We start from the raw sequence: 14371 nt of genomic DNA on the forward strand, positions 1-14371 counted from the left end.
TGTCTATCACTGACATACTAGTATATTGTATCAAAAAGGGGAATGAAGAGATGATTTTTACTGCCCAACAAAGTCAACAGATTAAAAGTTCGATTAGAGGATCAGCCCGCGATCAGTTGTATGAAATGCTAAAGGAAAAAATTTTGCGTCTCGAGCTCGAACCGGGCACGAAAATTTCAGAAAAAGAAATCGCTGAACAACTGCATATTAGCCGCACTCCGGTCAGAGAGGCGTTTTTAAAGTTGGCGCAAGAAGAATTGCTTGATATCATTCCTCAAAGCGGAACCATTGTGTCTCGCATCAATTTGGAACACGTTGAAGAAGGCAGGTTTATTCGGGAAATTGTTGAAAAGGAAGTGGCGGCTCTGGCGTGTCAAACGTTTCGCCAAGACCAGTTGTTCGAGTTGGAAAAAAACATTGCGATGCAAGAGCTATGCGCCGAGAAAGGAAATTCTCTCGAGTTGTTTGAACTTGACGAGCGATTTCACCAACTCATTTATGATGGTTGTCGGATGTCGCGTTCATGGAAGATGGTCCAAAGTCTCAACGGACATTTTAATCGTTTGCGTGTGCTTCGGTTGTCCGCGAATTTGGATTGGAGCATTATTATTTCTCATCATAAACAAATTTACCGTCTGATTGCGGATAAAGAGGTGGAAAAAGTGCGACAGGTAATGGAGGAGCATTTGCGTCTTGTCGAGATTGAAAAAGACGTGCTGAAAAGGCAATACCCTCATTATTTTGTCTAAAAGGCTGATGAAAAACCGTTGTTTCCCTTGAACGATGGGTGAACGCGTGCAGCGAAGGACCGATGATACAGGATTTTTCTATTTGAGAAACGATGCTGGGAAGCGGCATACTCCCTTAAACTAAACCATTGGCGTTAGAACAAAGCAGTTTCATCTGACTGCCAACAACAGGATGTTCCTTGCGTGAGAACGATCGATATGGCCGCTTCTTATCTTGATTGATAGAAAACGATGTCGAGGATATGGGGACAGGAAGGAGGAACGGATTCTTGGCAGCATTTATTCACGACCATTTTCTGCTGCAAAACAAACATGCCAAAGTGTTGTATCATGACTATGCGCAATCGTTGCCGATCATTGATTATCATTGCCATTTAAGTGCGAAGGAGATTGCCGAGAACCGACGATTTCACGACATGACAGAGCTTTGGCTCGAGGGAGATCATTACAAATGGCGAGCGATGCGCGCGCTCGGAGTGGAAGAAAAATACATTACCGGAAGCGCTTCGGCTGAGGAGAAATTTCAAGCATGGGCGAAAACGGTGCCGTATTGCATCGGAAACCCGCTTTATCATTGGACGCATTTAGAATTAAAACGCTATTTCCAAGTTGATGCCTTGCTCAGCGAGCGAACGTGGAAGGACATATGGAATCATTGCAACGAGTTGCTCCAGCAAGAAGGGTATTCGGTCCGTTCTTTCATTCTTCAATCGAATGTGGAATGGATCGGAACAACGGATGATCCACTCGATGACCTAATGGATCATCAAAAGATCGCCCAAGACCCGTCGTTTTCGGTTAAAGTTGTGCCATCATTTCGGCCTGATGCTGTGTTCGAAATTAACCGTTCGTCCTTCTTAGATTACGTAAGCAAGTTAGGGGAAGCGGCCGGGCTGTCGATCGACGATTATGGCCAGCTATTGCAGGCACTCGAAAACCGGATTCACTATTTTCATGATTTAGGTTGTCGGATAGCGGATCACGGTCTCGAATCGATGCCGTACGCTGAATGCACCTTGGATGAGGCGAGTGCCATTTTTCAAAAAAGAAAAGAGGGGTTTGCTCTCAGCCAAGAAGAGAAAGAAAAATATCAAACGTTCACGTTGTGTTTCTTAGCCCGTTTATATCATTCTCTTGGTTGGGTGATGCAGCTGCATATAGGCTCGATTCGGAATACAAACCAAAAGCGGTTTCAACAGTTGGGGCCGAATACAGGATACGATTCAATTAACGACTTTTTCCTGGCCCGGCCGTTAAATGCTTTTCTGAATCGATTGGAATATGAAGGGCAGTTGCCGAAAACGATTTTGTATACATTAAACCCTGCTTACAACTATATTGTCGCATCAGCGATTGGCAACTTTCCCGCAGAAGGAATAAAGGGGAAAGTTCAATTTGGGGCAGCTTGGTGGTTTAACGACCATCAGGATGGCATTATTCGCCATCTTCGTGATCTAGCGAATGTCGGCATATTCAGCGCATTTGTTGGGATGTTGACCGACTCAAGAAGTTTCCTATCTTATGTGCGCCATGAATATTTTCGCCGGATTTTATGCAATGAGATCGGGGCTTGGATTGAAAAAGGGGAAGTTCCGCAAGATTACGATTTTTTAGGAAAAATAGTTCAAGACATTTGTTATTTCAACGCGAAACAATACTTTGATTTGGTGTGAATGGGGGATCAAACGTGTCATGAGAATGACGTTTCGTTGGTTCGGCAAGGATTATGATACGGTTTCATTAGATCATATTCGCCAGATTCCCGGAGTCGAAGGGATTGTCGGGGCGTTGTATCACATCCCGGTCGGGGAAGTATGGCCGCTAGAAGACATAGTGGAATTGAAACGGCAAGTGAACGAAAAAGGCTTTCACCTTGAGGTCATTGAGAGTGTCAACGTTCATGAAGATATTAAACTCGGCCTGCCTTCGCGGCAGCGGTATATCGAAAACTATAAACAAACGATCCGCAACTTGGCGAAAGCTGGGGTGAAAGTGATTTGTTATAATTTCATGCCGATCTTCGATTGGACGCGTTCCGATTTGGCGAAAAGGCGTCCTGACGGATCGACAGTGCTCGCCTACGAGAAGCGAAAAATTGAACAAATTGCTCCGGAGGACATGATCCGACGCATCGAAAATGGAGCAAATGGATTTTTGCTTCCGGGATGGGAGCCAGAACGGTTGAAAACGATTAAACCGCTTTTTGCCCTCTATAAAGGAGTGACAGAGGACGATTTGTTTGATCATTTGCGTTACTTCTTGGAGCACATTATTCCGGTCGCGGAAGAATGCGGCGTTCGAATGGCGCTTCACCCCGATGATCCTCCATGGTCGGTGTTCGGACTGCCGCGGATTGCGACGAATAAGGAAAATTTAGATCGGATTGTTCGCTTGGTCGACAGCCCTGCGAATGGGTTAACGTTATGCTCCGGTTCGCTTGGAGCCAATCCGGACAATGATGTTTCTGAGATTTTCCGCTACTTTTTACGTATGGATCGCGTGCCGTTTGCTCATGTACGCAATATTGAGATTCATGAAAACGGCGATTTTGAGGAAACTTCCCATCGAAGCTGTGACGGTTCATTAAATATATGTGAGATCGTCAAAGCGTTGCATGAAGCGAATTTTGGAGGATACATCCGTCCGGATCACGGCCGGATGATTTGGGGGGAACAAGCGCGTCCTGGTTACGGGTTGTACGATCGAGCGCTTGGCATTATGTACTTGCTGGGCATTTGGGATAGTTTGGAGAATGAAAAAAGGAAACGGGAAGGAGAGGAAGCATGTTCCCGATCCATCCAAATTTAAAAGGAAAGGTAGCGGTTGTGACGGGTGGGGGTGGGGTGCTGTGCAGCTGCATGGCGAAAGAGCTTGCCCGTCAAGGGATGAAAGTAGTGATTTTGAATCGAACATTGGAGAAAGCCGAAAAAGTCAAGAATGAGATTGTTGAACAAGGGGGAGAGGCGTTGGCCATTTCATGTGACGTACTCGATGTTGAACGTGTCAGATGGGCTGCAGAAAGGGTGACGGAAATATATGGACCTTGCGATGTTTTAATTAACGGAGCGGGTGGCAACCATCCACAAGGGATAACGACAAAGGAAATATTGGAGCCGCACGATCTTGAAAATCAAGAAGTAACAACATTTTTTGACTTAACGGCGGAAGGGTTTTCTTATGTTTTTGACTTAAATATTCTTGGGACCATCATTCCGACGCAGCAATTTCTGAGACAGATGGTCGGTAGGGGAGGAACGATTATCAATATTTCTTCGATGAGCGCCCCGCGGCCGATGACGAAAGTGCCGGCGTACAGCGCAGCTAAAGCGGGGATTGAAAACTTCACCAAATGGCTGGCCGTGCACGTGGCCGAGGTCGGGGTCCGCGTCAATGCGATTGCTCCTGGGTTCTTTTTGACGAAGCAAAACGAACATTTGCTAAAGCAGCCCGATGGATCGTATAGCGAGCGGACTAAAAAAATCTTGGCGCATACTCCAATGGGGCGGCTAGGTAGACCAGAAGATTTGTTAGGAACGCTTCTTTGGCTTGTGGATGATCAAACAAGCGGGTTCGTCACCGGCACCGTGATTCCGGTTGACGGAGGCTTTTTAGCTTATGCCGGAGTTTGAAGGGAGGATAAACAAAGTCTCCCTTCTTTTTTTGTCTTATGTTATACTAATTTTAACAAAAAAATCAAAGGTGATGAGTGATGCGCACTGGTCTGTTGGATGGGAAGCTTTATCGGGCGTGCGAATGGATTACTAGGCTTGCATATATTAATTTGCTATGGATTTTTTTTACTCTCATTGGATTCGGAATTTTAGGGATCGCTCCGGCAACAGTATCGTTATTTACTGTAATAAGGAAATGGGTATTTTTCCAAGATCCGGACGTTTCTGTGCTGAAAACGTTTGCCCGCACGTATAAGCGCGAATTTTGGCGAGCCAATCGGATCGGTTTGTTTCTTTTGGCAATGGGGTATATTTTTTACGTTGATATGCTCTATCTCGCTCATGTTTCGCCGGAATGGAAATTTCCGTTTTCTGTCGCCTTGCTCGTGATTTTTCTCTTTTATACTGTTGTATTGTTGTATGTGTTTCCTCTTTATGTACATTACGAATTGCGTTTCTGGCAATATATGAAGTATGCTTTGTTGATCGGAATGGCCAATCCGCTCATGACGCTTGTCATGTTGATTGGCCTCGGAATTCTGTTGTTCGTCCTCATGTATATTCCTGGGTTGATTCCGTTTTTCAGCATCAGCTCCATGGCATTGATTGTGATGGGCGGGGCACTGCGAGTGTTTCGGAAAATGGAAGAAAAGCAGGCCATGTGGCAACAAGGGAAATAAATGATGCGTGTGAAATGGGCAGATCAAGGCGACCTGCAGCGAAAAGGAGGAAACTAACCTCATCCGTCGGTGAAATGCGCGTTGCCATAACGAACCGATTTGACACGTATGAAAAACCGATTTGGAGAAAGGTCGATTTTTTACAGGGGAATGGTTTATCACCAAAAGATGTACTTGACTTGTAAAGACAAACATGATCATCATATTGCTTAAAGAAGCACTTGGTATAAAAAGGGGAGAATGTGGTTTTGATTTTCTTCATCATGATCATTTTTATTTGTCAAGTACAATTTGTGGTGAAGAGCTAGGGGAATAAGGATACTACCTTTCTGGAAATAGAAAAGAGAGGGGATCGTTACTTTCGAACCCCTCTCTTTCCTTTCCGATCAGTCTCACTTATGATCGATAATGGCCCAATACGCAGGTTTTACGTGGTATTCAGGGTCGAACACAAACGGCGCATCTTTTCCTTTCCCTTTTTCCACGCTCGTGTACGGGGCTTTCGGGTCTACCACCACTTTCCCGTCAGCGTCATAGTAAATATCTGCTCGACTGTCGAGCCACGTATGGTTGTCGGCGATGCCCCAGAAGGTGACGTTGCTGATTTTATCGCCAAGTTTTTCATACAGCTTAAACAATCGATCATAGCGAGCCGCTTGGTCTAAAAACTTTTGTTCCGGAATGGCGTCATACGACGGGTAGGCGCGCGGCGGCCAGCCGTACATGCTCACATCCAGCTCCGTAATTTGATTGTCTAACCCTAGATCGGCAAACATGGTGATCGTTTTTTCGATTTCTTCTTCAGAAGGCCAGCCAATTTGGATGTGGGACTGATGGCCAATCCCGTCAATAGGGACGCCCTCTTCTTTTAATTGTTTCACCAAGTTATAAAGAGCGCTTCGCTTTGGTTCCACTTCGGTATTGTAATCGTTGATGTACAGTTTAATCTTGTTGCCGCCATATTTTCTCGCCGTTTGGAATGCTACCTTGATATAATCGATGCCGGCGATTTGATACCATAGGGAATTGCGCAACTTTCCATCATCCCCGACTACCTCATTTACAACGTCCCAATATTTGATGTCATCTTTATACCGCTCCACAATCGTTTTAATATGGGTTTCAAGCCGTTTCAGTAACAGCTGTTTATTTTGTTCACGCTTTACAGGGTCGGTTTCATTGACCATCGGTTTGCCTTCCTTGTCAAGAAAGAACCATTGCGGTACTTGGCTATGCCAAACGAGGGTATGGAAGCGGATATCCATATGATGCTTTTTAGCAAATCGGACGACTTGATCCGCCTCAGCAAAATTGAATTTTCCTTCTTCGGGTTGGATGTTGATCGGTTTCATAACGTTCTCGGCGACAATGCTGTTAAAATGGCGTTTCAGCATTTGGACGTCTTTTTCGTTTTGCAGCTGATAAGGTTCAACAGCCGCCCCAATAGTGAATGAATGTTTGTAGCGCTGGTCGAGTTGTGGGGCGTGCAATGCGCTGATCCGTGGCTTTTTAGTGTATGATGGTTCTGTTTTTGCCAGTACATTCGTCATCCCCAAAGGAAGCAGCAGCATAAACGAGAATCCAATGATCATCGCTTTCCGTGATTTTTTCAACACGATTTGGTCTCCTCCTTACTATAGTTATCATTCATGGCAAAACGACATGAACAACAGAAAGCGCTTACCACTCCCTTTCTTTGTTAGCGGTCAACTTAGCGAGACAGATGCCGGATTGCGCGAGAAGACCGATGGTTGTCGAGAAGTTGACCTGATTTTATTTTAACAACACCAACTTAGTTTATCAATTAAATATACTAAGTTTTTTTATTATTAGAAAAACGGAAGCGGTCATTTTCATGTCTGGGTAAATCCGCTCCGTTGATCCGCCGCTTCACGCCAAGGAGAAGGAGTGGGAGGGATCTACTAGGACGGTTTTTCAGAAAGAAGTCAAGACGGAGGGGGGCGCTTATTCAGCTACCAACCTTTGAAGGAAGAGGAACATGAACCATGACGTCGATGGTGTGGAAGGCTGGATTCTGACAGCATAAGGATTGATGTCCCGCCTGTAGCAGAAAGGCGCTTGAAAGTTTTAAAAATTCCTTATAAAATTAGTTTATAGGGTAAACATACTTAGCGAACCGAAGCGATTGAAGGAATTCAAATTTCAGAAAGGAATAGAGCGATGACTGTTACGGTTCAAACGGTGATGGAACGATTGACAGCCGGTGCAGAGTGTCTTTCCTCTACAGTAGATATGCTTAAATATGGGGATCCGGGCATGGAGGTGAGGGGGATCGCCGTCAGTTTCATGCCTACGTATCGCGTCATTGAGCAAGCTGTCCGAATGGGAGCCAATCTTCTCATTACTCATGAAGGGTTGTTTTATAGTCACGTTGACCATGATGAAACGGTAAAAAACGACCCGGTGTATCAAGAAAAAGTTCGCCTGATCCGTGAGTCAGGCATTGCCATTTATCGTTTTCACGACTACTGGCATCGCTACCAGCCTGACGGGATTGTGGATGGTTTAGTCCGGGCTTTGGGGTGGGAGCCGTATGTTTCTAAATACGAACCGACTGCTGCGATTTTGACAATCCCTAGGATGGCGGCTACGGAGATGGTCAGCAAAATAAAGGAAAGACTAGGCATTTCATTCATAAGGGTTGCGGGGGACATCTCGGCCTTATGTACACGTGTCGCGCTGCTGGCCGGATATCGTGGCCACGGATCTTTGGCGATTCCGTTGTTTGAAAAAGAGAAGCTTGATGCAATCATTTATGGTGAAGGACCTGAATGGGAAACGCCGGAATACGTTCGAGACGCCGTACAGCAAGGGAAACAAAAAGTATTGGTGGTGTTAGGGCATGCGGAAAGTGAGGAGCCCGGTATGAGATACTTGGCTGAGAAGCTAAGAGCCATGTTTCCGGCCATTCCTGTGTATTTTATCTCGGAAAAACCGCTTTTTCATTTCTTGTAACCGTTGAAGGAGGAAAGAAAAATGATACTTGGCAAAGGGCAGAAGTTGTTGTTTATTGGCGACTCGATAACGGACTGTGATCGCGCCAAGCCAGAGGGGGAAGGATTATTCGGCGCGTTAGGCACAGGATATGTATCTTATGTCAACGGTCTTTTGCAAGCCGTTTATCCGGAACTTGGGATTCGGGTTGTCAATAAAGGAATCAGTGGCAATACGGTTCGGGATTTGAAAACAAGGTGGCAGGAAGATGTGCTGGCTCAAAAACCGGATTGGGTATCAATCATGATTGGGATTAACGATGTTTGGCGGCAGTACGATTTGCCATTCATCAAAGAAAAGCATGTGTACTTGGATGAGTACGAAGAAACGCTCCGCAGCCTAGTGATGGAGACAAAGCCGCACGTTACGGGAATCATCCTTATGACCCCGTTCTATATCGAAGGGAATGAACATGATCCGATGCGCCGGACCATGGACCAGTACGGTCTCGTTGTCAAACAAATTGCCGAAGAAACAAACAGTATATTCGTTGACACTCAGGCCGCTTTTCACGAGATATTAAAGACTCTTTATCCAGCGGCATTGGCTTGGGATCGCGTTCATCCGTCTGTTGCCGGACATATGATTCTGGCCAGAGCGTTTTTGAAGGCGATTGACTTTGATTGGGGGAAATGAAATAACGCCCAGCTGCTTGAAGGAACAGACATGTTTCTGAAAAAGCAAGGACCATCGTTTTTGAGAAAAAAGGGGGAATCGGGATGCATAAAGTCATGTTGGTCGATGATGAAATGTTTGTACGGGAAGGCATGAAAACATTGATTGATTGGGAAGGATGCGGATATCGAATTTGTGGGGAGGCGGGTAATGGAGAGCAGGCGCTCCGTGAGGCAGCCAGGTTGCGTCCCGACCTTATCGTGACAGATATTCGGATGCCAGGAATTGACGGGCTTGAATTGATTCAGAGGGTATCCCGAAGCGGACAAACAGGAACGAAGTTTATTGTAGTGAGCGGATACAATGACTTTTTCTACGCGCAACAATCGATTAAATATGGGGTTTGCGACTTTTTATTAAAACCGATTGATAAAAGAGAGTTTGAACAGTCGTTATCAAGAATGGCGGAAGTATTGAATCAGGAGAAGGAAACGAGAAAGAAGCAGCAAGCTGAGTTTTTGTTTTATGAATGGGTTACAGGAAAAAAGAGGACAAGTCTCAGGGAAATGGGAGATTGGGGAGTCTCTTCATCTATACTTTCGGGTTATGCGGTCATCGAGATCAACAGCAAGGCCGATATGGTTCATATAGCTGCCGATGCCGCCTACAAAACTAAAATTAAGGAGATTTATCATCGCGTTGTCAAACAGCCGATTCATTTCCCAATCTATGAGCACGGAAGGCAGCGATACGGGCTGTTGTTTATTGGGGATGGCGAAGAGGAGATACGTCATAATCTATACCGGTTCTCTGAGCAACTCGTGAACGTTCCTCTTGATGTGACGATTTATGTTAGCGCTTTTTCGTCGCCTGCTGATCGTCTTCAAGAACGGATTCGGGAAGCAGGTGAAGCGTTGCGTTACAAATACGTCAACGACGAGAGAATCGTTTTTTATGAACAGGTAAAAGAAATCACGCTTTCTTATCCCAGCGTTGATGATGGACAATGCCAAACATTAGTGGAGTATATAGAAGAGGCGCGGCTGGAGCAGCTGATGACCGCCATGAAAGATCTGTTCGCCCAGTTTCGCGCCCGTCGCTTGTCTGCTGAGGCTGTGCAGACGTTTGTTCTTTATTTCGTACAGAAAGCGCTTCAGCTGGTCAAACGAGCAGGGGCGTGTGAGGAACAACTGACGACTTTGCCCCGAGTGCTAGAATGTCAAGACTATCCTTTCCGTTTGGAAGAATTGAAGAAAAGGGTGATGGATTTTGCGGTGGAATGTTGCTGGGTAGTGGAAGAACAAAGGAAGCCGCCTTCACTATGTGAAATTCATAAAATAAAGAGATATATTGAGGAGCATTATGCTGAAAACATCAGCCTAAAAAGCATCGCTAAACAATTTTATATGAACCCCGTTTATTTAGGCCAACTGTTCAAAAAAACATATGGTCTCTATTTTAAAGAGTTTTTGTTGCAGCTGCGCATTGGCGAGGCAAAGAAGCTTCTGCGGATGACGAATTTGCGCATCTATGAAGTGGCGGAGAAAGTAGGTTTTGGGAGCGTGGATTACTTTGTTACACAATTTGAAAAAATGGAAGGGCTTACACCTTCGGAATACCGAAAGAAATCAACGCGTTCCATATTATAGAAAATGGCTTGAGTCATTCCATCATATGGGGTTGAAAAATAAATTGACTTTTCTCTATTTGTTTGCTGTGTTGATTCCGACTACCATCACGAACGGATTGTTTTATTATGTGGTTACGAATCAAGTAAGAACACAGAAATTGCACGACGCTTCATTAGTAATAGAACAATTGAAAAAAGATTTCGAGCAAGGAATCGATCAAGTTGTTGGAATTTCCTCTTTGTTATATACGGACAGCCGAATTAACGAAATGCTCGATCGACAGTATACTTCGGATGCGGAATACGTCCAGCATTATCATGATGTATTTCCTGAATTTAACAAGTATCGTTATATGCATCCTTTCATTCGTTCCATCGTTTTTTTTACCGACAATTCGACTATTATCTTTTCCGGTTCCGTTCAGCCCATTACTCCTCAGCTCCAACAGGCCGGCTGGTACAGGGACATACGTTCATTTCCTGTCCTAGTTCGCACGGGGCGTTCGCTTAGTATTGTCCGAAAGTTGGATTATTTCTCCTTTTATAATAAGACAGACAGGATGGTTCGAATCGAATTAGAACCGATGGCTATCGATCATCTGCTTCGCAACAGGGCGTTTCCTGGAGAGATTTATATTGTTGATCGTCAAGGAAACATTCAATATTCGACTCGCGGGCAAAACAATGTTCATAAAGAGAGGAAGCCGCCTGACCGTGCCGAGAAAGGACGCATAGTTATATCCCACCGTTATAAAAAAGCCCATTACCTTCATGGATGGAGCATTGTTGGCGTCGTTTCCAAGGAAAAGCTGGTGAACAACACTCGTTATTTCATGGCTTTTATCTTTTCGATCGCTTTTGTGAATTTCGTTGTTCCTACCATCATTCTTTTTCTTGTCTCTAAACCATTGCACGCAAGAGTCGTCAATATTTTGACTTACATGAAAAAGCTGGAGAGGGGGAAATTTGAAACGATCCATTCAGAACTTTATGATGATGAAATCGGGCAATTAGCTAAGACGTTTAACCGTATGTCATTAACGATCAAGCGGCTCATTCAAGATGTTTATATAGCTAACATCCAAAAGAAAGAAATGGAACTGCAAAAAAAGCAGGCTCAATTAAATGCCTTGCAAAGTCAAATGAATCCTCATTTCCTTTTCAATGTGCTCGAAACGATTCGAATGAGAAGCCTCATGAAACATGAAGATGAAACTGCTGAGATGATCGAACATATGGCAAGAATTTTGCGGAAATCCATTTCATGGGGAAGTGACTGGGTAAAAGTAAGGGAGGAAATGGATATTGTTTTCCGGCTACTTTCCATCCAGCGCTATCGATTTGGGGATAAGCTTCAGTATAAGATCGACATCGATGAGTCTGTCCTAGAACATGCGATTCCGAATATGATCATCCTCCCGTTTGTTGAAAATGCATGTAAACATGGGGTGGAGTCCAAAGCAGGACAAGGAAACATTGATATACAAGTGCGTGCAGAAGGACCATGGTTAACGTTTACGATTCGCGATAACGGTCCGGGCATGAGTGAGCAGCAGTTGTTGCAGCTCTGGCGTTCTCTCAACGAAGAGGAGGAGATTACTGAGCATGTAGGAGTTAGAAACGTCTACTATCGCCTTAAAATGTATTACGGTGAGCATTTTAAGTTCCAAATGTACAATGACCGCGGATTCGTTGTTTTTCTCTCTCTCCCGATCGAGCGGGCTTCGTCAAGCAACTACGTGAAGTAGGTGTCTCGAAAACAAAACGGGGCACTTTTTTGTTCATATGAGGGACACTAGAAAATTTATCCTGTTAAAGAACCGTGTCCATCTGTCATGCTCGTTCGAAAGCGGCTCTTTGCCGTCTTTGGCAACGAACTGCCCCTGAGGGTTCAAGGCCCAGAGGATGGATCTTTAGAAAGACGGTGATGAAAGGAGCAAGTTGCTTCGCCGTTTTGGCATCGGCTGCTCGTCTCATATCATCCGACGTGAGTGAGGGGCTTGCTATTGTTCACCAGCCTTTTCAGGGAAGTATGGCAGCGTTTAGATTTGCCAGGAATTCATTGTTTGCCCTTCTTGTCACCACCACAGCTGCTAGGTGACAACGATGGGACAGGGGAGATCGGAACTTGTTGATTACAACTGCCATCGTTCCATATCTTAACTTTTTTAAATATCGCCTTAAGTTTGTTAGGTTAAGAAAAAAGAATAGCGATGTTACAATGGAAGCGATTACAAGGAAGGGGGCGAGATGATGTGCAATGGGCAACTGATGATTAAAGGGGGGAGAGGAGTGAGAACAGCGCGAAAAAAAACCTGGGGAATCGTCTTTCTTTGCCTGATGATGATCGTAGCATTAGCAGGCTGTAAAGAAAGCGCAAGTGTGGACAATAAGGGAAATCCCTCAGCAGCTGATGATAAGAAGCCATTTACCTTTACGTATTTTAACGCAGGAACATCAAAAAAGAACATCGAAGCCAATCAAACCAAAATCGGAAAAATATTTGAAGAGCAAACCGGTGTTAACGTCAAAATGGAATTTTTAGTGGGGGATATTAACACGAAAATTGGTACTATGATTGCTAGCGGGCAATATCCGGACGTATTGGTTCCCGATATTGCAATTGACAAAGTCCTTGATGCTAAGGCATTTATTCCTCTGAATGATCTGATTGATAAGCACGCTCCTAACTTGAAGAAATTATATGGTCCTTATTTGGAACAATTAAAGGCGAAAGACGGCAACATTTATTTCCTGCCATTTGGAGTCAATCACGGATATATTCCTAATCCTGACATTGATCAAGGGGCGTTTTGGATTCAAAGACGGGTGCTTAAAGAATCTGGCTATCCAAAGATTAAAACGTTGGATGAATACTTTGACTTGATTGCCAAGTATAAGGAGAAGCATCCGGAAACAGATGGGAAACCAACGATTGGATTTACTGCTTTAACTTACGACTGGCGGTTTTTCGTCATTTCTAACCCTCCTGCTCATTTGGCTGGATATCCGAATGACGGCGAAGTCATTGTCGACATGAAGACCCATGAGGCCAAGGTATATGGAAATGGGGAATATACGAAACGGTGGTTGAAAAAGCTGAATGAGATCAATGCAGCTGGGTTATTCGATAAGGAAGCGTTTGTTGCAAATTATGACGAATACTTGGCAAAAATCGCTTCTGGTCGTGTGTTAGGATTTTTTGATTACGGATGGCAAGTCAACCAAGCACTAAACTCACTGCTGCAAGCAGGAAATGATGACTTGCGTTACATGCCATTGCCAATCGTTTTTGACAAAAATATTAAGGATCAATATATTGATCCGCCGTCTTTCGCATCGAATCGCGGTATCGGGATTACAGTCAGCGCCAAAGATCCTGTTCGCATCATCAAATACTTCGATAATATGGCTAAAGAAGAAAATCAGAAGTTGATGACATGGGGAATTAAAGGGGAAACTTATGAAGTGGATGAGAAAGGGCGTTTCTATCGAACGCCAGAGCAGATCAAGAAGACGTCCGATGAACAGTTCCGTGAACAGTTTGGATTCTCGTATTTTGAGTGGTATTGGCCGCGCGGCAACGGGCTGTTCTCGGATGGGAATGCGTGGGAGCCTCGCCGGCAGCCGGAAGTTGCCCAAGCCAGCTATACAGAAGGAGATAAGCAAATCTTAGCGGCCTATGGGGCAAAAGTATTTTCTGATTTATTTGCCAAACCTGATGAGCGGCCTTGGTATCCGGCGTGGAGTGCGCCCATCAAACAAGGTTCCCCGGCTCAAATTTATCAGCAAAAGAAACAGGATTTACAGAGAAAGTATTTCCCGAAATTGGTGCTTGATCCGCCAAGTAAGTTCGATAAAAACTGGAAGGAATATGTGAAGGAATACAATAAATTGGATATTAAAGCATTTGAAGATGAAATTACAAAATATGTAAAAATGAAAGTTGAACAAAGTAAGAAATGAGAGAAAAGCGGATCAGTCTGGGCCGGTCGGCTGTAAATATATAGT

At 44.5% G+C, this 14371-nt stretch carries 11 protein-coding genes; 10 read left to right on the forward strand and 1 reads right to left on the reverse strand.

Features of this window, described 5'->3' with window-relative positions:
• Positions 1–50 precede the first annotated feature (50 nt).
• From IC803_RS07525 to IC803_RS07545, 5 genes are all read left to right on the forward strand, one after another.
• The gene (locus IC803_RS07525) at positions 51–749 is read left to right on the forward strand and encodes a GntR family transcriptional regulator (protein ID WP_081208730.1); all 699 of its coding nucleotides are present in this window, start codon (positions 51–53) and stop codon (positions 747–749) included.
• A gap of 269 nt (positions 750–1018) precedes the next feature.
• Positions 1019–2422, forward strand: coding sequence for a glucuronate isomerase (uxaC, locus tag IC803_RS07530; RefSeq protein ID WP_143421081.1), 1404 nt, complete (start codon positions 1019–1021; stop codon positions 2420–2422).
• Positions 2423–2441: 19 nt separating this feature from the next.
• Positions 2442–3557 (forward strand): mannonate dehydratase, encoded by a 1116-nt coding sequence (uxuA, locus tag IC803_RS07535; protein WP_081208726.1) that lies wholly within the window; start codon positions 2442–2444, stop codon positions 3555–3557.
• A complete protein-coding gene (locus IC803_RS07540; protein WP_081208724.1) occupies positions 3533–4378 on the forward strand; it encodes an SDR family oxidoreductase in 846 nt (281 codons plus the stop codon). The genes uxuA and IC803_RS07540 overlap by 25 nt, the downstream gene beginning before the upstream one ends.
• A gap of 80 nt (positions 4379–4458) precedes the next feature.
• The gene (locus IC803_RS07545; protein WP_081208721.1) at positions 4459–5100 is read left to right on the forward strand and encodes a YesL family protein; all 642 of its coding nucleotides are present in this window, start codon (positions 4459–4461) and stop codon (positions 5098–5100) included.
• Positions 5101–5492: 392 nt separating this feature from the next.
• Here IC803_RS07545 and IC803_RS07550 read toward each other — a convergent pair whose 3' ends face one another.
• Positions 5493–6716 (reverse strand): endo-1,4-beta-xylanase, encoded by a 1224-nt coding sequence (locus IC803_RS07550; protein ID WP_081208718.1) that lies wholly within the window; start codon positions 6714–6716, stop codon positions 5493–5495.
• A gap of 565 nt (positions 6717–7281) precedes the next feature.
• On the opposite strand from IC803_RS07550, the gene IC803_RS07555 reads away from it, so the two are divergent.
• The 5 genes from IC803_RS07555 to IC803_RS07575 all read left to right on the forward strand — a co-directional run bounded on the left by IC803_RS07555 (position 7282) and on the right by IC803_RS07575 (position 14326).
• Positions 7282–8076, forward strand: a complete 795-nt coding sequence (locus IC803_RS07555; protein WP_081208713.1) for a Nif3-like dinuclear metal center hexameric protein — start codon at positions 7282–7284, stop codon at positions 8074–8076.
• Between the two features lie 21 nt (positions 8077–8097).
• Positions 8098–8751, forward strand: coding sequence for an SGNH/GDSL hydrolase family protein (locus IC803_RS07560; RefSeq protein ID WP_081208709.1), 654 nt, complete (start codon positions 8098–8100; stop codon positions 8749–8751).
• 83 nt (positions 8752–8834) lie between these two features.
• On the forward strand, positions 8835–10379 hold the full coding sequence (locus IC803_RS07565; RefSeq protein ID WP_081208707.1) for a response regulator transcription factor: 1545 nt from the start codon (positions 8835–8837) through the stop codon (positions 10377–10379).
• 25 nt (positions 10380–10404) lie between these two features.
• The gene (locus IC803_RS07570; RefSeq protein ID WP_081208705.1) at positions 10405–12108 is read left to right on the forward strand and encodes a cache domain-containing sensor histidine kinase; all 1704 of its coding nucleotides are present in this window, start codon (positions 10405–10407) and stop codon (positions 12106–12108) included.
• 505 nt (positions 12109–12613) lie between these two features.
• Complete coding sequence (locus tag IC803_RS07575; protein WP_143421080.1) at positions 12614–14326, forward strand: ABC transporter substrate-binding protein; 1713 nt, start codon at positions 12614–12616, stop codon at positions 14324–14326.
• Positions 14327–14371 lie beyond the last annotated feature (45 nt).

This window comes from Geobacillus sp. 46C-IIa, from assembly GCF_014679505.1.
In the GTDB taxonomy this organism is placed as follows: domain Bacteria; phylum Bacillota; class Bacilli; order Bacillales; family Anoxybacillaceae; genus Geobacillus.

Excerpts from the sequence above, each read along its gene's own strand:
- IC803_RS07525 (WP_081208730.1), top strand. The coding sequence starts at position 51 with ATGATTTTTACTGCCCAACAAAGTCAACAGATTAAAAGTTCGATTAGA.
- uxuA (WP_081208726.1), top strand. The coding sequence starts at position 2,442 with ATGAGAATGACGTTTCGTTGGTTCGGCAAGGATTATGATACGGTTTCA.
- IC803_RS07540 (WP_081208724.1), top strand. The coding sequence starts at position 3,533 with ATGTTCCCGATCCATCCAAATTTAAAAGGAAAGGTAGCGGTTGTGACG.
- IC803_RS07545 (WP_081208721.1), top strand. The coding sequence starts at position 4,459 with ATGCGCACTGGTCTGTTGGATGGGAAGCTTTATCGGGCGTGCGAATGG.
- IC803_RS07555 (WP_081208713.1), top strand. The coding sequence starts at position 7,282 with ATGACTGTTACGGTTCAAACGGTGATGGAACGATTGACAGCCGGTGCA.
- IC803_RS07560 (WP_081208709.1), top strand. The coding sequence starts at position 8,098 with ATGATACTTGGCAAAGGGCAGAAGTTGTTGTTTATTGGCGACTCGATA.
- IC803_RS07565 (WP_081208707.1), top strand. The coding sequence starts at position 8,835 with ATGCATAAAGTCATGTTGGTCGATGATGAAATGTTTGTACGGGAAGGC.
- IC803_RS07570 (WP_081208705.1), top strand. The coding sequence starts at position 10,405 with ATGGGGTTGAAAAATAAATTGACTTTTCTCTATTTGTTTGCTGTGTTG.
- IC803_RS07575 (WP_143421080.1), top strand. The coding sequence starts at position 12,614 with ATGTGCAATGGGCAACTGATGATTAAAGGGGGGAGAGGAGTGAGAACA.